Origin of the sequence: Neptuniibacter sp. QD37_11 (assembly GCF_047778105.1) — a bacterium.
In the GTDB taxonomy this organism is placed as follows: domain Bacteria; phylum Pseudomonadota; class Gammaproteobacteria; order Pseudomonadales; family Balneatricaceae; genus Neptuniibacter.
In genome coordinates this window covers 1,793,991-1,814,803 of sequence record NZ_CP180552.1, presented here as the reverse complement: position 1 = coordinate 1,814,803, position 20,813 = coordinate 1,793,991, and the positions used below count along the sequence as shown (strand labels likewise).

General features: G+C 44.6%; 10 protein-coding genes (1 of these 10 only partly in view). 5 read left to right on the top strand and 5 right to left on the bottom strand.

Annotation, left to right across the window (positions count from 1 at the left end):
* Positions 1-9: 9 nt before the first annotated feature.
* A complete protein-coding gene (locus ACMXYT_RS08180) occupies positions 10-828 on the bottom strand; it encodes a pyruvate, water dikinase regulatory protein (protein ID WP_415911282.1) in 819 nt (272 codons plus the stop codon).
* Between the two features lie 238 nt (positions 829-1,066).
* Between ACMXYT_RS08180 and ppsA the strand changes: the two genes are divergently transcribed.
* On the top strand, positions 1,067-3,436 hold the full coding sequence (gene ppsA, locus ACMXYT_RS08175) for a phosphoenolpyruvate synthase (protein WP_415911281.1): 2,370 nt from the start codon (positions 1,067-1,069) through the stop codon (positions 3,434-3,436).
* A 54-nt stretch (positions 3,437-3,490) separates the two neighbouring features.
* Here ppsA and rrtA read toward each other — a convergent pair whose 3' ends face one another.
* Both rrtA and ACMXYT_RS08165 read right to left on the bottom strand, forming a co-directional pair.
* The gene (gene rrtA / locus ACMXYT_RS08170) at positions 3,491-4,159 is read right to left on the bottom strand and encodes a rhombosortase (protein ID WP_415911280.1); all 669 of its coding nucleotides are present in this window, start codon (positions 4,157-4,159) and stop codon (positions 3,491-3,493) included.
* Positions 4,160-4,173: 14 nt separating this feature from the next.
* Positions 4,174-6,327, bottom strand: a complete 2,154-nt coding sequence (locus ACMXYT_RS08165) for a VIT and vWA domain-containing protein (protein ID WP_415911279.1) — start codon at positions 6,325-6,327, stop codon at positions 4,174-4,176.
* 203 nt (positions 6,328-6,530) lie between these two features.
* On the opposite strand from ACMXYT_RS08165, the gene ACMXYT_RS08160 reads away from it, so the two are divergent.
* Positions 6,531-7,223: a hypothetical protein gene (locus ACMXYT_RS08160; RefSeq protein WP_415911278.1), complete on the top strand. Its 693-nt coding sequence runs from the start codon at positions 6,531-6,533 to the stop codon at positions 7,221-7,223.
* A gap of 31 nt (positions 7,224-7,254) precedes the next feature.
* On the opposite strand, the gene ACMXYT_RS08155 is transcribed toward ACMXYT_RS08160, so the two are convergent.
* Positions 7,255-7,986 carry a helix-turn-helix domain-containing protein gene (locus ACMXYT_RS08155; protein WP_415911277.1) on the bottom strand — a complete coding sequence of 244 codons (732 nt, stop codon included), beginning with the start codon at positions 7,984-7,986 and terminating at the stop codon, positions 7,255-7,257.
* A gap of 151 nt (positions 7,987-8,137) precedes the next feature.
* Here ACMXYT_RS08155 and ACMXYT_RS08150 point away from each other — a divergent pair, with 151 nt between their 5' ends.
* Both ACMXYT_RS08150 and ACMXYT_RS08145 read left to right on the top strand, forming a co-directional pair.
* The gene (locus ACMXYT_RS08150; RefSeq protein WP_415898274.1) at positions 8,138-8,917 is read left to right on the top strand and encodes a substrate-binding periplasmic protein; all 780 of its coding nucleotides are present in this window, start codon (positions 8,138-8,140) and stop codon (positions 8,915-8,917) included.
* Positions 8,918-9,015: 98 nt separating this feature from the next.
* Positions 9,016-9,681, top strand: a complete 666-nt coding sequence (locus ACMXYT_RS08145; protein ID WP_415898273.1) for an SDR family oxidoreductase — start codon at positions 9,016-9,018, stop codon at positions 9,679-9,681.
* 7 nt (positions 9,682-9,688) lie between these two features.
* Here the strand turns inward: ACMXYT_RS08145 and ACMXYT_RS08140 are convergent, their stop codons facing one another.
* On the bottom strand, positions 9,689-11,116 hold the full coding sequence (locus ACMXYT_RS08140; protein ID WP_415898272.1) for a sigma 54-interacting transcriptional regulator: 1,428 nt from the start codon (positions 11,114-11,116) through the stop codon (positions 9,689-9,691).
* Positions 11,117-11,786: 670 nt separating this feature from the next.
* Here ACMXYT_RS08140 and ACMXYT_RS08135 point away from each other — a divergent pair.
* Positions 11,787-20,813, top strand: the start of a protein-coding gene (locus tag ACMXYT_RS08135) for a Calx-beta domain-containing protein (RefSeq protein WP_415912192.1). The gene runs 25,419 nt beyond the window's last position; only the first 9,027 of its 34,446 coding nucleotides appear in the window; the start codon lies at positions 11,787-11,789; its stop codon lies beyond the right edge, outside the window.

The following is a 20,813-nucleotide window of genomic DNA, read 5'->3' as shown; positions in this document are numbered from 1 at the left end:
TTTGCTTTTTTAGTTCATTCGTCGTTCAAGGCCTGCTTGAGCCATGATTCGTGTTGAGATCTCTTCAATCGAGAAGTTGGTGGTGTTGATCGTGGAGATGTTTAGCTTCTTAAACAGTCGCTCAACTTCACGTACTTCGAAATCACACTGATCTAGTGAGGCATAACGGCTATTCGGGCGGCGTTCGTGACGTATCGCTGATAGTTGAAATGGATCAATAGTCAGACCATAGAGCTTATGCTTGTGCTCCTCTAGCACTTCTGGAAGACGATTGAACTCCATATCTTCTTCGGTCAGAGGGTAGTTTGCTGCACGGATACCAAATTGCATCGCCATATATAGGCACGTCGGTGTCTTACCGCAGCGGGATACACCTACAAGGATGATATCCGCATTGGCGTATTGACGTGTACGCGCACCGTCATCGTTATCGATTGCAAAATTTACGGAATCGATTCGGTCTTTGTAGCGAGTGCGCTCAACGATACCGTGGGATTTACCTACAGAATAATTTGAGTGGACGTCAAGCTCATTCTCCAAAGGCTTAAGGAAGCTGGAAAAAACATCGATCTTGAAGGCATTTGATTCGGCGATAATATTCCGAATTTCTTCATTAACAACCGTATCAAAGATTAGAGGGCGAGTGCCATGTTGTTCGGCAACTTGGTTAATTTTCTGGACGGCCTCGCGAGCCTTTTCAACGTTATCTATGTAGGGAAGCGTAATCTGTTCGAATTCAATGCTATCAAACTGAGCAAGCAAACTATGCCCCAATGCTTCTGAGGTAAGACCTGTTCCGTCTGAAATAAAAAAAGCTGTTCGTTTCATTGTCTACTTACAATCTGCAACAAAAATATATGGCTGACTATACCAGATGTGGAGCAGGGTTGTGGCTCTGAAATATACTCATATTTCAAAGTCTGGTTATGATTTCATCAATAGTCTGATTGTCATCAAAATAATCCACCATATATGCGCTTTTTTCAGGGGATTTTTGCTGCTGAGTGCAGTAAGATTTGATCATTATTACAAGTAATAACTATACACCAGAGTAGGAGATATACAGTTGCAGAACTATGTACTGCGCCTAGATCAGGTAGGAATGAATGACGTAGAAAGAGTAGGTGGTAAAAACGCTTCTCTTGGCGAAATGTTACAAGAACTAACTGGCGCGAATGTAAAAGTGCCGAATGGTTTTGCAACTACGGCTGATGCCTATCGTGACTTCCTAACTCACGGCGGTCTAGAAGATAAGATTAACGCCAAGCTTAAAGAGCTTGATACTAATGATATCCAAGCATTAAAAGAGACCGGTAAGACGGTACGTGATTGGATCATGGAAGCTGAATTCCAGCCAGAACTAGATCAAGCGATCGAAGCGTACTGGGCTGATATGTCTGCTGACAACCAAGATATTGCTGTGGCGGTTCGTTCTTCTGCAACGGCTGAAGACCTTCCGGATGCTTCTTTTGCTGGTCAGCAGGAAACATTCTTAAACGTCCGCGGTCTTGCCAATGTTAAGCACGCCATCAAAGAAGTGTTCGCTTCTCTTTATAACGATCGTGCGATCTCTTACCGTGTACACCATGGTTTTGAGCACAGTGAAGTTGCGCTTTCTGCGGGTATCCAGCGCATGGTTCGCAGTGAAACTGGCTCTTCCGGTGTCATGTTTACGTTGGATACAGAGTCTGGATTTAACCACGTAGTTTTTATTACTTCTGCATACGGCTTAGGTGAAACCGTTGTACAAGGCGCGGTTAACCCAGATGAGTTTTACGTATATAAGCCAACCCTAAAAATGGGTGCACCAGCAATTATTCGTAAAACGATCGGTTCTAAAGCGATCAAGATGGTCTACTCTGAGCCGGGTTCAGACAATCCTGTATCCACTGTTCAAGTCGATCAGTCTGAGCGCCAACAGTTCTCCATCGATGATAACGATGTTCAGCAATTAGCAAAGATCGCCATTGAGATCGAAAACCACTATGGTCGCCCAATGGATATTGAGTGGGCCAAAGATGGCGATACAGGCGAGCTATTTGTCGTTCAGGCACGTCCTGAAACTGTTAAGAGCCGCAGTAATCAGGCGGTGATTGAGCGTTATCTGCTTAAAGAAACTAGCCAAGTACTCGTTGAAGGCCGCTCTATCGGTCACAGAATTGGCTCTGGTAATGTACGTATCGTCCATGACATAAATGAAATGGAAAAAGTACAGCCGGGTGAAGTGCTAGTTACTGATATGACAGACCCTGATTGGGAGCCTGTAATGAAGCGTGCTGCGGCTATAGTCACAAACCGCGGTGGTCGAACGTGCCATGCTGCCATTATTGCCCGTGAATTAGGTATTCCAGCGATCGTGGGTTGTGGTGACGCAACGGATCAGTTTGTTGACGGTCAACTCGTTACAGTTTCTTGTGCCGAGGGTGATACGGGTCGAGTTTATGCTGGCAAACTAGATTATGAACACCAGTCCAACAGCGTAGAATCGATGCCTGATCTACCTTTCGAAATCATGATGAACGTGGGTAATCCTGATCGTGCATTTGATTTCCAGGCTCTACCAAACGCAGGTGTTGGTCTAGCGCGCCTTGAATTCATTATTAACCGCATGATCGGTGTACACCCTAAAGCATTGATCAATTTCGATCAGCAGCCACCCGCATTGCAGCAGACGATCTCTCGTCGTATTTCAGGTTACAACAGCCCTGTCGATTTCTATGTTGATCGGCTGGTTGAAGGTATTTCTACACTTGCCGCTGCTTTCTATCCAAAGAAAGTGATCGTTCGTATGTCTGACTTTAAGTCGAACGAATACGGTCATCTAATCGGCGGTGATGCGTTTGAACCAAGTGAAGAAAACCCAATGCTTGGTTTCCGTGGCGCTGCGCGATACATCTCTGAAAACTTCCGTGACTGCTTCGAACTCGAATGTCGTGCACTTAAGCGCGTACGTGATGAGATGCAGCTTACAAACGTCGAAGTAATGATCCCGTTTGTACGTACTCCAGGTGAAGCGAAACAGGTTGTAGATCTGCTAGCTGCTAACGGACTGAAACGTGGTCAGAACGGTTTACGTGTAATCATGATGTGTGAGATCCCATCCAACGCACTGCTTGCTGACGAGTTCCTAGAACACTTTGATGGCTTCTCTATTGGCTCTAACGATTTAACTCAGTTAACGCTAGGCTTGGATCGGGACTCTGGTGTGATAGCACACCTATTTGATGAGCGAGATGAGGCCGTTAAGAAACTACTTTCAATGGCGATTTCTGCATGTAAGAAGCAGGGCAAGTACATCGGTATTTGCGGCCAAGGCCCATCCGATCATCCAGATCTAGCTCGCTGGTTGATGGAGCAAGGAATTAGCACAGTATCTTTGAACCCTGATTCTGTTCTCGATACTTGGTTCTTCTTGGCAAACAATCAGGATAGCTAAAAACCTATATAAATCAAAGCGCTATTAAGGCTTCTTAATAGCGCTTTTTATTTTTTAAAGACATGAGAAAGGTTTCAAATCAGCACTACTTACAGCCTGATAAAAGCCTAGCAGTAATGCAGTACCAGCCCCAACGAGATGTGCTTCACTAAAAACCTCCCATCCTTCAGTTACAAAGACTGTGTCCTGCATAAATATCTCAGTAACCGTTTTAACAGCGATCGCTATCAACGGTAGCCAAGCGATAAAGCCTTTTTCCTCTCTGAACCATTGCCATGCTGCTAAACAGATAACAGTGTAGAGGATCCCTGATAGGCCACTGTATCGCGCTATATCGGTCAGTGGTAATAGCAGATAGATGGATAGGGTAATTAGGCTTAACAGCAATCCATATATAAATAGCTTTTGGTTACGTTTCTCTAAATACACTCCTGCGGCTGCAAAGGTTAACAGGTCCCAAAAAAGGTGCTCTGTTGAGCTATGTACAAGATGGGCTGTAATTAAGCGCCAGTACTGTTGTTGCTCCGTAATTAGGGCGTAATCAAAGCAAAGCCAAGAAAGCATAGGAAAGCTAGAACTTAGTAATCCGATACTCAAGACACTGACGATTATAGATAAGGTGATTAGCGGATTTTTTGTTGGCTGTTCCTTATCGTCAAGAGCGTGACGAAAGTCACAACCGCCCCGAAGGGCAGTTGCGATTGAAGTGAACACATTCATCATTATTTCAGCTCGTTTTAACGCTTAAAGCGACGAATCTGTACAAGTGCAATGGTTACAGCGATAAAGATAACTAACCAAGGGGATACGGCACCGCCACCTGAACCAGAGCGTGTTGATGAAACACTCGGCCTAGTTTGGCTCTTACCCTGGCCTTGTGATTTATCAACAAACATCGGTTGCTGAGTATCTACACGATTCTGCTGAGCGGTTATCGCTTGTTGTGCTCGGTTTTTACGCGCGGTCTGTTCTTTCTCAACGCGTTTTTGATTCGAGTGCTCAATATTCATCGCTTTAAATACCTCATCCCTGACGATGATCATTGATGTGTAGTCAGTTACCAAGCCATATTCCAAAGCGGTATCAACAATCGCTTGCTCTGCATCTTTGTCAGAGCCTAGGTAGTCCATCTCAGCTTGTAGCTCTTCAATGGCTGCATATGCCCATAAACGCTCCAATTCAGGGTTGTCAGTTGCAACTTCAGGTAGATTAAAGCTGGTCTTGTAGGTTTTCTTTTCACCGTTGATTGTGCCGATCAGCTTCACTTCTGCCTTGCCTGGTTTGTAATAGTGTCCAAACAGAGTCAGCTGTTGACCGTGGTAAAGGGTATTAGCAAGGCGCGGTTTAACCAGCTCTTTGCTTCTTACACCATCAATCTCTATCTGAATGTCTCGCATAGAAGCATGAGCCATCTTGCCTTTAGCTATCTGGAGCTGACCACTAATATCGTCAGAGTTTGAAATCTGTAGAGCAAAGCCATTGGATACGCGTGTCATCTCTTCTAAAAGAGGACGGTTAGCGCTGTTACCCATAATAAAAGTAAATAGGCGTGCATCATGCTGCTCTAGTAGATCTAGGAATTTACTCTTTTCGGTTGTACCTACATTGGCAACGCCATCAGTAACAAGAACTACTGCAGTACTTCTATCCGAATCAAGTTGATTAATCCCTGTCTTAAGCCCTGCATATAGATTTGTACCGCTACTTGGTTGTACCTGATCTAGACGTTGTAATGTTTCTTTGATCGTTTGTTGATCAGCATGCAGGTAGCCCTGAGTAAAACTCTGAGCTCGATTGTTAAACAATACGATCTTAAACCGATCATTTGGGTTTAACTGTGTTAAGCCGCTTCGAATACCCTCGATCAGAGATGAGAATTTCCCGTGCATAGAACCGGAGATATCAAGTACAAACACCCAGTCACGACCTTGAGTCATTACAGGGAGGTCGTTACCCGGCGTTAACGTCAGTTTATATGTACCTTTGCTTGAATTGACTTCTTTATACGCTAGCATATCCACGCTTGCGGGTAGGTTTTCAGCATGACGCCAGTACAGCAATATATCTTTATCTAGGGTCGTCACACTGCTATTGATAGGAGTTTCTGAGTTTTGAGTTTCATACTGTTCGGATAATTGTGCTTGCTCCAGATCTAGCTGCTGTTGCGTCAGGTGGTTAGCTGAATTGATCAAACTAGCTTGCCATTCGTAGGCATTAAGTTGTTGGAAAGATGCATTAGGGTGTTTAGGCATTCTTAAACCATCAACGGGATAACTGGTTCTTAGCTTCACATCAAAAGAGAATTTCTCATCTACCGTTTCGTTGCGATCCCAAAAGCTCAGTTTTTGCTCATCAACGCCACCATCTTCAAGAGGGTATACGTATCGACCAATTCCAGTATCGGTCTGGGTATTTTGGAGATAGACCAACTTGATTTTAACTTCTTGATTAGCCTTTACAGGAAAGACAGAGATATCAAACGTTTTGTATTGGTCTTTCTCTACGATGGCAGTTTCATTTCCCTTTTGTTTTTCCTGCTCGTAGATCTGTCGGGCACGCTGTTTCTCTACGACTTCACCTGTAACAGGTTGGCCATCAATCCAATAGCTAAATTCACCTACAACCGCTTTATCTGGAACTGGGAAGGAGTAAATAGCTTCTAGATCAGTAGCGTTAGGGTTATGAAAAACCTGCTCAACTGTTGTGGTTGCGTACATATCTTCAATCACAACATCGACATGATGTTCTTTGATTTTTAGCTCTTCATACCCTGCATTGCTCGGTTTTAAGAGTCCTGCGGCATTAGTGTATGGGCTAATTAAAAGAGCGCTGCCCAACGCTATAGCTGTGTATAGGCTGCTGCGTTTTAGATTAGGTGTTGTGTGTTTCATCGCTTGTTCCTCATCTGTTGATGGGAGCAAGATTGTGATGTTTAGGCGCTTGTTAAAATGAAATTGAAATAGGTTTTAAATTAAACAGCTATGAGTATCAAAATATAATACCAACCTATTTATGAACTGGCCCGAAGATTGCTGACTATCCAATCAGAACATAGATTCCTTGTTTTAATGGATTAACATAGGCGCAGTTATATATGTATATCTCCAGTAATTATCAGACTTCTAGCTTAATTGGCACAAATCAGAATCACACAGGACAAAGTGCAGCTCTGGCAAACTCTGGCCGATCAGCCTCTGTCAGCGGCAATACAGTGTTCTTAACGGAAGAAGCAAAACAGCTAAACAAATCTGAGTCTGTTTATACTCTCAGCACTGCAAAAGGTGATAAAGAGTACGATTTAGACACTTACTTCCAAGCAAAGCCTGCCCATGAAGGGGATATTTTCGATATTGAGGGCTTATTGCTGCCAAATGAGCAGAACGTGAGGGCTTTGCAGAATCACCTTTCAAAGGTGTTTCCTGATTTCTTATCCCGTCACAACATTCCAGAAGCACCTGAATCGATCAATTATGACGGTAAAGGGCAGATAGTTTTGCCCGCTGATTACCCTTATGCCGATCAGCTTAAACAAGCCCTGAAAGAAGAACCAGCTATCGCTAAAGAGCTAAGCACTGTTAATGCTTTAGCATCACACCTTGCGGCTTTCAAAGAGCTGGAGCCATTCCGACAAGAGATGGATAAAGCCAATTCACAAGCTGAGATAGAAGCCATTATCGACAAATACAGTTATCTGCTGGGTGATAATCGACAGTACCCGTCAGTTGAGCTCTCTTTCTCAGAAGAAGGGAAGCTAACGGTAACCAGTGAAGGCAGTGCTTTGGTTTAACTTGGTAGGCAAATACCAAGCAAGACTATTACTATTTAGAGATCTTTTTAAATAGCGAGTATTGCCATTGGCGGATGGCTAGCACCATGGTCGTACCACTTTTTTTCTGTTGCGGGGCCGAGTGATCTTCCTGCATTAATTCGTTAAATTCTGCTGCGAGACGCTCCATTTTCTTTTGCAGACGTGCGTTGGAGCTATCGGTCAGGATGGCATTAGTCACGATCAGCTTTTCATTGGCTTTATCAAAACGAGAGCTAAAGAAGTCTTGTTCGACCTTTTCTTGGAAAAACTGCTGAATTGGGCCATTAGGTAGCCAATGGAAATTAGGGGCAACTAAAAGCTTTACGCGGTTCCCGGGCAGTAGATCGATAATCTTAAGGCGATCTAGCTTAGCTAGTTTTTGAATGCATTCTGTTTCTGGAATGTCATAAGCATTAAGGATGTCAGAGAACGTCATTCCACTGATCACGCTGACTGTTATCAATAACAAAATCAGATCATTCGCGATCTCTTTTTCTTGGTCTCTGGTCAATTGAGCCAGCTGGCACTGGTCTTTACTCATCTTCTGTACAAGCTCAGATAGCTCGATATTAAGCATGTCGCAGATAGCTTCTAGCCGAGTGAGGGTAAAGTTTTTTTCAGCAAAAAGCCGCTTTACTGACGCTTCACTTAAATCAAGAATTTCGGCGACATCTAGGTAGGTTTTACCTTGAGCTTTAAGTTCTCGTTTGAGTGTATCTATCAGTGGTCCAACTTGCGCCATAATCTATTCCTTAATTTATGCTCATAGCGATATTAACCGAAGCACTTTATATATTCACGATAATCAATTGGTTATTACGACTCTTAAACATTAACTCTTGTCTAAACTATTAAGTATCACGCGTATTAGATTTGAAAATCGGGGTGGTTTAATGAGATTAGGGTGGGCCTTAGGCTTATTTTGCGTTGCTTGTAACTACCTGTATGCAGATTCTAATGATGCTAGAAACAACACTCAGTTTTTAACGCACAACCTCAAAAAGTCAGTATTTAAAGATTACTCAGGTGAAATTAGAGGTATCGAGCACGCAGGTCGTCGAGCATTTAACCTTGAATTAGTTAGAGCAATGTCTGACGTTAGAAAGCTACGTTTCGAGCCTGTTGAAGTACCTTTTTTAAGAGGTGTTGATCTCGTAAAACAGGGACCTAACTATGCAATCTTCAATATAAGCCGAAATGAAGAACGTGAGAACCAGTTTAAGTGGGTTGGTCCATTACAATCAGATAGTGTTCAGTTCTTTAAAAATACCAGCTACCCCAAGCAACTTACTTCTTATCTAGAATTTACAGAAGAGGTTAGAGTTTGTGTACTGCGGGGCAGCAGGCACGAGAGAATCCTAAAAGCTGAGACTCCTGTGTTGATCTTAGTGGCTAATAGCTACAACAGCTGTTTCAGACTGCTTGCTGAAGGGCGGGTCGATTACACGCCTGTTTCACTGCACGAGGTATCGAATGTTTTCAAAACCAGCGGTGTTTCAGAAAAAATCATCAAAAAGACGCCAATCGTTTTATATCGAAGTGAAGGTTATATCGCTTTTTCAAAACAGACTCCTGATGAGGAGATCGCTGAATGGCAGAGTGCATTAGACCAGTTAAAAAAAGACGGTGAATACGATCGATTGGCAAATCAGTATTTATACCCCAGAGAATAACGTATACATCCTTCATTATTCTGTTGTAGTTTATTCTCCAAAGTTACTTACATGATGCTAACTTCATGTAATACAACATCTATTCTTAGGGATCTTTTATGTCAAAAACAGTCGTAATTACAGGTGCTAGCCGCGGTATAGGTTTGTCTTTCAGCGCGTTATACAAATCTAAGGGATATAAGGTTTTTGCTGCGTGCCGTACTTGTTCTCCTGAGCTGAAACAGCTAGGTGTTGAAGTCATTGGTGAAGTTGATGTTGCAAAGAATGAAGGTTTAGAGAAGTTAAAAACGGCTTTAACGGGCATCAAAATTGATCTGCTGATTAACAATGCCGGTATTTTACGTAATGAGATTCTTGGCAATTTGAATGTCGAAACCATTCGCGATCAATTTGAAACCAATGCATTAGCGCCTTTATTGGTAACGGAGACGTTACTAGATAATTTATCAAATTCAGCAAAAGTAGCGCTAATTACAAGTCGTATGGGATCTATCACTGATAATACCAGCGGCGGTCGATATGGTTACCGCATGTCGAAAGCAGCTCTGAATATCGCGGGTATGTCCTTAGCACGCGATCTGGAACCAAGAGGTGTAGCCGTTGCGATCTTGCACCCTGGACTAGTCGGAACAGAAATGATTGGCGGAGTAGGCGATATAACACCAGATCAGGCTGCGGAAAGGCTTTCTCAGCGTATTGAAGAGCTTAATCTCGAAAATACAGGAACATTCTGGCATTCAAACGGTGAAGTCTTACCTTGGTAAGTAAAAGCTAGTTATTTAATATCTGGTGCTTTTCGAGTAACCGATATAAAGATGAACGTGAAGTCTCTAATATAGATGCAGCAACGGTCACGTTATTGTTAGCGTGCCTTAATGCATTAAGAATTGCAGCTTTTTCAGCCCTGCTTTTTGCTTCTTCTAGTGGCATGAGACGGCGTTCATCTTCTCTTCTATCTAGCCCCATATCCTTGGCCGTAATTATCATGCTGTCAGACATAATAGCGGCATTACATACCCGATTTATTAGTTCACGGATGTTACCTGACCAGTGGTTTTGACCCATCAACTTCAGAGCAGCTGAACTAAATTTCTTTTTCTTTAAGTCATTTTCTTTGGTATATCGCTCTAAATAATAATTCGCTATTCGCTGTATATCTTCTGAACCTCTGGATTGAAGGTTAGGTACATCGAGTGGTAGGACATTTAGGCGGTAATATAAGTCTTCTCTAAATCGTCCTTCTTTCACAGCCTCTTCAAGATTGACATGCGTGGCTGCAATGACCCGAGCATTGGCATGAATTGTTTTGGTGCTTCCTAGGCGTTCTATGGTTTTAGTCTCAAGAAAACGCAACAAAATAACTTGCATATCTAGAGGTAAATCACCAATTTCATCTAAAAATATTGTACTGTCATGTGCTTCTTCAAATCGGCCTATACGCCTTGAATCTGCACCTGTAAATGCACCTTTTTCATGTCCAAAAAGTTCCGACTGTATAAGAGTTGCCGGTAGGGCTGCGCAATTCACTGCGATAAATGGTTTATCACTTCGATCTGAATATTCGTGAATATATTTTGCGAATAATTCTTTCCCTGTACCGCTTTCACCTATTAGCAAAGCAGGTGCTTCAACTCTTGCAGCTTTAGAACACTTAAGAAGAATTTCCTTAAAGACAGGGCTTTCACCAATAAGGCATTTGTTGTCTTTTTTGAAGGCTGATGTGAGTGTTTTGTTTCTCAGTTTAGTCATACCTAACGCATGACCTAGAATGATACCAAGTCTTTCAATTTCAACAGGATAGGTGTGATAATCAAAACAATAATGACTAATTAAAGATGCGATTTGAGGGTTATCTATAAAGGGCTTAGGTAGAAGCAGAATCCAAAGAATATTTTCGTCGTAGGACAATATATCTTTGAGTTCTTGAAGTACTTTATCGTCGAGAAAGTGACAAGCAGCAATGCCCAGTTGAAATCGCTTAGAAGCCATCAATTGCTTGGCGCTTTGTGAATCTGTTGCAGCGAGAACATGGTTATTTAGAACGCGAACATTTTCTAAATCTGGAAGGTCATGGTTTTCTTCAGTCCTAGGCCTGAAGTAAATAATATGGCTACCTTCATGAGAGTCATTTTGTTGACTGACTATGGCTGGATTTACCGCTGAAGCCACATAAGATTCACTTTCGAGTTGTTTTTCCATAAGAATCAGCCCTGTGTTCTCTTATCTTCCTTGTAGTTAAGCGAGCTTTAAACCTAAAACAACTTAAGACGAAATTGAAAAGCCCATGAAGCTTACACCATAGGCCAAAAGCCATGGCTTAATATTGGTTTTATTATATTGCTCGATGATTTCCTTCCGTAAATAAGCATTGATGCCAAATGACTTACTGTCAATTAATCTTTAAAAGATTTAAACAATTGTTTGATTATCTTTTCTATTCAAGATTCTTAAATATGAGACAGTTATTGCTTTAATAAATAACCAATAAATACAGATAGTTAACTTGTAATGTCATTTAAAGTGTTCGTTTGTGACACAAAAATCAACCTGATCCAATTAGTTCGCTAATGCAAATCAAACAAAAGGGACTGTTGTTCCATTAACTCTCTGATTTATATGGGGTGGTATAGATCTTGCCATATATAGGGTCAGTCCAATCATGGATCTTTCCTAACATTATGGAGAGTTGAAAATGGCTTTTCCGTTCGCAGGCCAAAGTGCAAGATCAACGCAGGGGAACAGACGGAGTTGGAAAGACAGATGCAGTGCATTCTGTGGTAGATTATTCCGCCATCAGTCTCCTATGCGGGACAAAACAAAACGGCCTCATTTTATCCAAAATCCTACCTCTAAAGTGGTAGGTCGAATCATGTGTGAGCCAGTTGAGCCACGTTTGTTATTATCAGCTGACCCACTGTCATTTGTCGCAGATCCGGATACAGCAAGTGATCTGTCCCTCAAGCTTTTCGAAGAGCTAGCTACACCACCGATTTTACAGCTTTTCGATACCTCTGGAGATACACCGGTATTACTCGCTGAACGCCTATTAAGTGAAGTAGGCGATGTCGTTATTACCGGTTCTGACCTAGATGATCGTCTGAGTATCGATTTTGACCAAGCTGCAGCACCTGGAATTGTAATCACCTTTGAAGGTGGAGCAGGTAATGATGTCCTTGTTGGTCCAACTGCTGACAGTGATTGGCAGATCACCGGCTCTAATACTGGTACGTTAAATGGCAATCTTCAGTTCAGTAATGTCGAAAATCTTACAGGTTCAGCTGATAACGAAGATACCTTCACCTTTTTGCCTGACGGTAGCTTAAGCGGCGTTATTGACGGCGGTGATGGAGGATTCGATAGCTTAGTGATTGAAGGGGGGGACTACGAAAATGTCGTATTCACACCGACAGGGCCAGATTCAGGTACGGTAGCTCTAGATGATAACCTGATCACTTACGTAGGCTTAGAACCGATTACGGCTACTGGCACCTTATCAGATGTCATATTCGATCTGACTGCTGGGGATGATTACGATGCCCAGTTAAGTAATGGTTTAGCTCTAGGTGAATATACCTTAACAGGTACTACGTTTGAGGATACAACGTTCCTTGCACCACTCAATTCATTAACCATCAATGGTGGCGATGGTAACGATACTATTACGTTAACTAATCTCGATCTTGGCAGTGTAGATTTAACCGTAGATGCCGAAGAGATTATTGTTACAGGTTCGCTTACTGCAGGGGATATTACGCTTACAGCAACCGCATCTGATGAAGGTACGATCGAAACAGTAGGGGATCTGTATGATGAATTTACAGGCCCATTAGATGCAGTTGAAGATATTGAGCTTCCTATCGACCTTAGCGGTTTATATTTTTCAGACCCTAACGCAAAAATAGACCTTTCATCAGCCGTAGTTAGTGGCTCTGCTGTTGTTCTTCGTGCCCAAGCTTCTTCGCCTGTAAATGCTGTACCTGCAGATCTATTAGGTGCAGGTATTGATGGTGTTGGTGTTTATGCCCGAGCACGTGCTGAAGTTAATATTCTTGATACAGCAATCACAGCCAATAGTTTGATGGTTGAAGCGACCACCGCGGTAAGCAGCGACCAAACTGATGCAGCAACTGCAGGGGATAACGATAGCGAAGCAGATGCGGCAATCTCTCTTGTTGTTGTAGATTCAAGTGCTAAAGCGCATGTTTCCGGCGCTAGTACCCTAAATATCAGTGGTGATGTCGATATTCTTGCTAGCACAGATGTTGAAGTAAACAGTGAAACTGATGGTTCTCTCGGTGATTCGGGTGCCACTTTAGCGATGGGTTTAGTTTTCACTGAAACTAAGGCTTACATAGACGGCAGCTCTTCAATACTCGGAAGCACAGCAGAAAAAGTTAACGTTAGCGCAACAACAACCAATCAAGTTCACACCAAAGCTACTTCAACTCAAGGTGGTTCAGAAGAAAATACCAGCGGCGGTAACCAGACAGAAAGTGCGCTACAAGATCCTAACAACGATGGTGACAATTCAGACAGAGCCAGTACAGCAGAGGGTGATGTCGATTTTGCTGGCGCTTTAGCACTAACATTGGTTGATAATCTAACCGCTGCTTACATCGAAACAAGCGGCAGTATCACCACCGATACCAGCCTTACAGATGCCAACATCGATGTTAATGCAACTTCAATTGACACTGTAACCGCAACAGCTGATGGCTCTAATACTGGGGCTGCTGCACCAGGTGTAGGTATCGCGGTTGCTTTAAATATCGCAACCGTTGATAGCCTTGCTTATCTAGATGGTGCTGGCAGTTATTCTGCCGATGCAATTGAAGTGAGTGCAACTCTAGATGCCGATAATAGCTTTGAAGCTGAAGCCGAATCAGGCTCTGGTGGCGGGAATCTTGGCGTCGCAGGATCATTAGCCGTTAATGCTGTGACAGCGAGAGTCGAAGCTACGGTTGAATCGGGTGCAACACTAGATCTGGGATCAACCGATCTATCGTTGAATGCGCTCTCAGCCGTGAAATCTAACGCACTTGCCAAAGCTGATGTTGAAGGCGACGGCGATAGTAATGACACCGATGATGGTGATAGCAACAGTGGTGAAGGTACTGGTCTAGGTGCATCTGTCGCAGTAAACATCTCAGACATTGTAACTCGAGCTGCTGTAGAAGATGCGCTGTTGAGCAATGTAGCCGCGATTGACGCTAATGCTACTGGCTCCTACTTTATGGATACCAAAGCAATTGGTGGTGCAGCAGGAGGGACAGCACTTACTCCTGTAGTTGCGATCTCAATTGCACGAAACTCAACCATCGCTGAGATTTCAGCGGGTAGTAATACACTTAATCTAGCAGGCGATCTCTCTTTAACCGCTGATCATACCAGCGTGACAAGTACCCATGCAGCAGGTGATACAAAGGGTGATTCGGTTGGTCTCGGTGCTTCTTTAGCGCTGACCATTGCCGAAGAAGACGTTCAAGCACAAATCTTGCGTGATGTTATCTCATCTGGCGGGCAGGTGATGTTGCTAGCTCAGGGCGCAACAGCTTCTAGAACTCGTGCTGAAGCCAGTGCTGCTGGAGCTGAAGAGGACGATGGTTCCAATCCTGATGGTGTGGATGATCAAAACGCTCAGCAACTCGGTTTTGCAAATACCCAAGCTGACAGTAGAACCGACTCTGGTTCAACTAACAGTTCAGAAACACCTGATGCCTCAACATCAGATGGCAGTGTCAGTGTTGCAGCTGCAATTTCAATCAATTTAGGTGAAGCCAATTACTCCGCTTTGATAGCCGATGGTGCAGTCGTTTCATCAACTGGCGCCTTATCGGTAACTTCACGTGCTAACAGTGACTCTGCCGCTATAGCTGATGCAAGTGCGACATCTACAGATGGTGGTGTAAGTGTTGGTGCTGCCGTTGCAATCAATAAATCAGACACCCTAAATTTATCATCGGTTGGTGATGGTTCTATCGTTGACACCGGAGCCACTGTCAGTGCTGATGGACTGACAGTAAATGCTTTGATGTCAGAACGCAGCAGCGATATTAGTTCTAGCACTGTGGTCGATCTGGCAGCAGACACAATATTGCTCGAAGGCGTAGAAGGTTTAGAAACCGCTGATGAAGTTACTTATCAGCAAGACGATGACGGCAGCGCAATTGGCGGGCTAACTGATGGCACTACTTACTATCTGATCGATGCCGGTGATGGTAAATACAAGCTAGCCCTAAATGAGACCGATGCCAATAATGGCACTGCTATAGACTTAACCTCATTAGGTGGTGGCACCGAGCACACATTCGAACGCGCGGGTGAAGAAGATATCACCTTCAACCCTCAATACGAGCTCAAATTTGAAGCACCACAGGGCTATGTTACCGGTGATGAAGTTACTTATCACAATGGCGGTGGTAGTGATATCACCGGGCTATCAGACGGTAAAACCTATTACCTGATAATTGGTGATGAGATTCAGCTAGCTGAATCGCGTGAAGATGCTTTTGCAGGTAATGCGATTGAGGTGACTGGATCTGGTACTGGAGATAATCACAGGTTAACCGAATCGATTCATCGTACAACAGCACGTTCTACATCTGGTGCGAGTGGTGGTGATGTAGGTGTTGCAGGCTCTTTGGCAATTAACCTTGTAGATGTAACGACTTCCGCCTTAATCGCTGCGGATAGCAGCGTTACCATGCTGAATAACAGTGCTGTCAGTCTTAATAGTGAATCAGTCACTGAGCATTCCGCTATGGCGTTGCCATTAGAAAATGCAGGTGGTGAAAGTGTAGGTATTGGCGCATCAGTCGCTTTGAATGTCAGTGATAACGATACCTTATCTGAACTTGCTCTAGATGTCAGTATTACAGGCGCATCTGATCTAACACTGGATGCTGATGGTACTTATGAACAATGGGTTATTGCTCGTGCAGGTGCGGCAGGTGGTGTAGCGATTACTCCCGTTGTCGCGCTTAACATAGCTTTCAATGATACCAATGCAAATATCCAAGCCGGATCATTACTTGATCTCAGTGGAGGTCTAACCCTTAATGCCGAACAAACCAGCAGAACCACAGCTGACGCAGAAGGTGACGTTGAAGGTTCTGATGCAGCAATCGGTGCTTCTTTAGCCTTAGTATCAGCCAATGATAGTACTGCCGTTATGATCGCTAGGGATCTGACAGCAGGCGGAGCCATGATGTTGATGGCACGAGGCAACAATGCCTCAAGAACGACAGCTAAAGCCAGCTCAAGCGGTGCTGAACAGGATGATGGCGTAGAAAATAGCGGGGATGATAACGGCGTTAATGATCAGGTTGCCTCACAACGAAGCTTTGCAGGCAGCAATAGTGATGAAGGCACTGGTGATAACGATAGCCCCGATGCATCCACCTCTGAAGGTACCATCAGCGTTGCAGCAGCTATTTCGGTCAATATTAGTGATTCACAAACTTCCGCTTATATTGGTGGCACTTCTTTAGATCCAATCACAATAAACGTAGCTGGCGATATCAATGTAAACAGTTACGCTAATGCTGATTCACTATCGGAAGCCGATGGTAGCGCTACCACAAATGAAGGCGGTACTAGCGTAGGTGTCGCTGTTGCACTCAGCACTTCCGATATCAGTAATAGCTCTCTAATAGAGTATGCCGATATTACTGCAGCTAGTGTGAATGTCACTGCAGAAATGGCTGATCGAGATGTCGATATCACCCCTAAAGAACCGATCAGTGTTGATGTTGATGCAAACACTATCTATGTAGGGGATATCGATGATTTAGAGACTGGGGATGAAGTTACCTATAGCAACGGCGGTGATACCAGCATAGGTGGCCTAACCGATGATGGTGGCACAACTAAGTATTACGTAATCGATGTAGGTGATGGCAAAGTTAAACTGGCTGCTTCTGAAGCTGATGCAAATGCCGGTACAGCAATCGATCTAACATCATTGGGTAGCGGGGATAATCATAGTTTAGAGCGAGATGGTAAAGATAACCTCGACTTTGACCCAGACGAAAAACGTTTCGAAATTCACTTACAAGACACGTTGGGCCTTAATACAGGCGATGAGATTGTCTATAGCAATGGTGGCGGTACCGATATTGGTGGGTTAACTAACGGCAATACTTACTATGCCATTATCGAAGGCAATGGCCGACTCAAACTTGCCGATACCAAAGAAAACGCTCTCAAAGGTGAGGCCGTAGAATTAACTAGTATAGGTACGGGCAGCTCTCACCAAATTACAGAATCAACTCACTCCTCATCAGCACGAGCTAACTCCGGTGCGAGTGGTGGTGATATTGGTGTTGCCGGTTCCGTAGCAATCAATGAAGCCAGCGGTTCAACTTCAGCAACCCTAGGTGATGGTTCAGATGTTACAGCAACTGGTGACGTCACCGTTAAAGCTGAATCTAGTACTAGCAATGAAGCGCGTGCACTACCTGGAGACCCTACCTCTGGTGGCAGCGGTGGTGGCTTATCCGTTGCTGTGAATGTCAGCGCACATGATACTAATGCCGCTATCTTAGGTGGCGACATTAGCCAGTTAGACAACTTATCTGTTTCTGCTGAGGGTGATCACACCATGGTGACACTCGCTAAAGCAGGTTCTAAAGCAACCGGTTCCGATGGAATAGCCTTTGGTGGCGCTGTAGCTATAGGCGTAGCAAACAACGACACATCAGCTCAGATTGATTCCAACGGCGACTCTCTTAACGTCTCAGGTAATCTAAGTATCTCCGCATCTACCTTAGAGGCTCAAAAAACGGAAGCTGACGCGGAAACCGATGGCGGTGAAACCGGCGTGGGTATCTCCTTTGCGATGGGCTGGGTAGAAGACAATACCGATGCTTTACTTGCAAGAAGCGTCAACACCGGTGTTGGTAATGTTTCAGTGGTAGCGCTATCAGAAATTGATGCGACAACCGTGGCTAAAGCCAGCTCAGAAGGATCGAAGTCTGAAGAAGACGGCGGTAATACCTCAGATGAGGAAACAAGTAATCAAACCGATTATGCCAATAGTCGGGCCGGCACTTCGGTTTCTGCACCTACAGCAGGTGACCAGGTTGAAGGAGCAAATACCACCGCTGAATCACAAACCGCTAATCCGGGTGGTCAAGGTGGTACGGGTGAAGATGCATCACAACAAACACGAGGTGGTACTGTACGTGTAGCTGCAGCGATTGGCGCTACTGTCATTGCCCCTGAAGTTAATGCCTCTATTAGCGATGGCGTGGTTATCGATGCCAGTGGCGATCTCACCGTCAAAGCAACCAGCGATGCTGATGCAGATACACAAGCTATCGCCACAGCCTTTGCTGATGATGCTAAAACCACAGTAGGTGCTGCCGTCACTGTGAATGTCGGATTATTAGATACTCATGCATCTATTGGCAATAGTGATATCACCGCAGCGTCCGTCAGCATAGAGGCGGGCTCTCCAAGCGGTGAAAGTAACGACTTTAAACTGCTCTCACTGGCCGGTAGTGGCTCTACTCAGAAAGGCGAGAATGATAATACCGCCGTGGCAGGTTCCGTAGGTGTTAATGTCATTATCAGTAACACTAGCGCTACACTCGCGGATGGTGCGAGCCTTACAACGACTGGTACCGATCTAAGCGTTGAAGCCAGACAGGATATAGGTTTACAGAATATAGCAGGTGGTGGCGCACTAACCTTATCGGATGAGGGTACCAGTGTTGGTGCTGCGATCGGGGTAAACGTTGTTGAAAATACCACTCTTGCAACCGTTGGCGATGGTACTTCTATAGATTCTGCTGGAGATCTGTCGGTTATTGCAGATACCTCTGTCAGCCCTCTAGAAATCATCGCACCAGTACTTAACGAAACCGGCATTGATGTCACCACACTCGTTGCCGGTGCTGCAATTGGATCTGGTGGGGATGCAGGTGCCGGATCTGCGGCGATTGATGTCTTTGTATTAAATACTAAAGCGAGCATAGGTGCCGGAGCGGTTGTGAGCTCTGGCAACGACCTGATTGTAAGAGCAACAGACGATACAACTCTTTCAACATTTGCTGGTGCTCTGGCAGGCAGTAAAGATGCTACCGGTGTAGGTATAGGCCTAGGCGTAGCGGTTATCACCAAATCGACTGAAGCGATAATAGATGCGTCCGATAATGCTCTAGTACCTACATCGATAACCACTGGCGGAGATTTGATCGTTGAAGCTGATGGTACCGAGGATATTTTCCAATTAACTGCCAATATTGGTGCTGGGGACAGTACTTCAGGCGCTGGCGGCCTAAATGTTTTGGTTAATCTGACTGATACCCGTGCGGTTTTAGGTAAAGATCCGGATGCTGAAACACCTGAAGCAGGCAATGTAGTTGTTAACGCGACAGGTTCAGCGATGGTTGCAGCTAACAGTCATACAGCCATTGAAAGCTATGCGGGAACCCTTGGGGTATCCATGAGTGGCTCTTCAGTAGGTATCTCGGTTGGGGTATTGGTCGATATTGATCGTACCCATGCCGTGATCGGTGAGGGGGCCGAAGTCACATCTTTAGGCCAAGGAGCTGGGGTGTCTGTAAGAGATGGCATCTTTGATAGTAATGGCGATCAAGGCACAGAAACAGCCTATGGGTTATCTGTAACCGCTACCAGTTATGACGATGTATCCCTTTTAGCTATTGCGGCCTCTGGTTCATTAGGGCAGGACAATGGCGGCAATGAGAACGGAGACAATGACGGTGGAACCAATGTTGGTATCGCAGCATCCGTTGGCGTTGCTGTACTCGACGGTGAAACCCATGCCACATTAGGTGCTGGAGCCACTATCAATGGTGATAATACCGGTGCAGCCGCAAATCAAGGCATATTACTTCGTGGTGCGGACGAAACCAATGTCACCAACATTATTGGTGGTTTAGCGATTACCAATGGTGCCGATGCCGGTGTCACAGGCTCAGTATCAGTTAATGTAATCGATAATAGTGTTTGGGCAAGGGCATTGGGCAGTAATGATCTCACGTCGAATTCCGGTGGCGTAACCCTTTCTGCAACGGGTGCTACTAACCTTGATACGGTCACCATTGCTGTTGCAGGTGCAATCAAAACAGGTAACAGCGATAACAACAATTCCAGTGATATAACGTTCGCTGGCGCAGGCAGTGTCACAGTTAATGTCGTTGATACCGAACTCTTGGCTCAGATTGATAGTGGGACAGTCGATACCGATGGCAATTTAACTCTGCATGCTGAAGACAGCTCAGATATTAGAGCAGATTCAGGTGGTGCCACTTTTGCTTATGACAACAGCGGAAGTACAGCTGGTGCAGTGGGCGCCTCTGTAGCGGTCAATGATGTTACACAAACCATTAGAGCGACTGTTACAGATACTCCAGTTAGCGCTACCGGTGGTGTAGATATCAGCGCCACTAACTCATCCAGCATTCAGGCATTAACCATTGCAGGTTCCGCAGCAGTTGCTAATGACTCGGATGCCTTAGCTGGTGCAGGCTCCGGTTCAGGGAATTTCATTTTAGCTTCAACCGAAGCAAGTATTACAAACACTGGTGCAGCACAATCATTGTTGAGTGCAGGTGATCTAAATATTACCGCTACTGATAACAGTTACATCAATGCCGATGCCGGTGCAGGTGCCTTAGCGTTATCACTAGGCGGCGGTGATTTAGGTGCAGCGGCAGCGGGTGCCGCAGGTGCGCAAAACGTTATCACTAAAGATACAACAGCAGCACTTCGTAACGTTAATGCCACGGGTGACAACGTTAATGTTACTGCGACCTCCACATCAACAGTCAATGCTTTCACTTTAGGTATTGCAGGTGCACTGGCAAATGACGGAAGCGCACTAGCGTTGGCAGGTTCCGGTTCCGGCAACTTCATTACCGGTGAT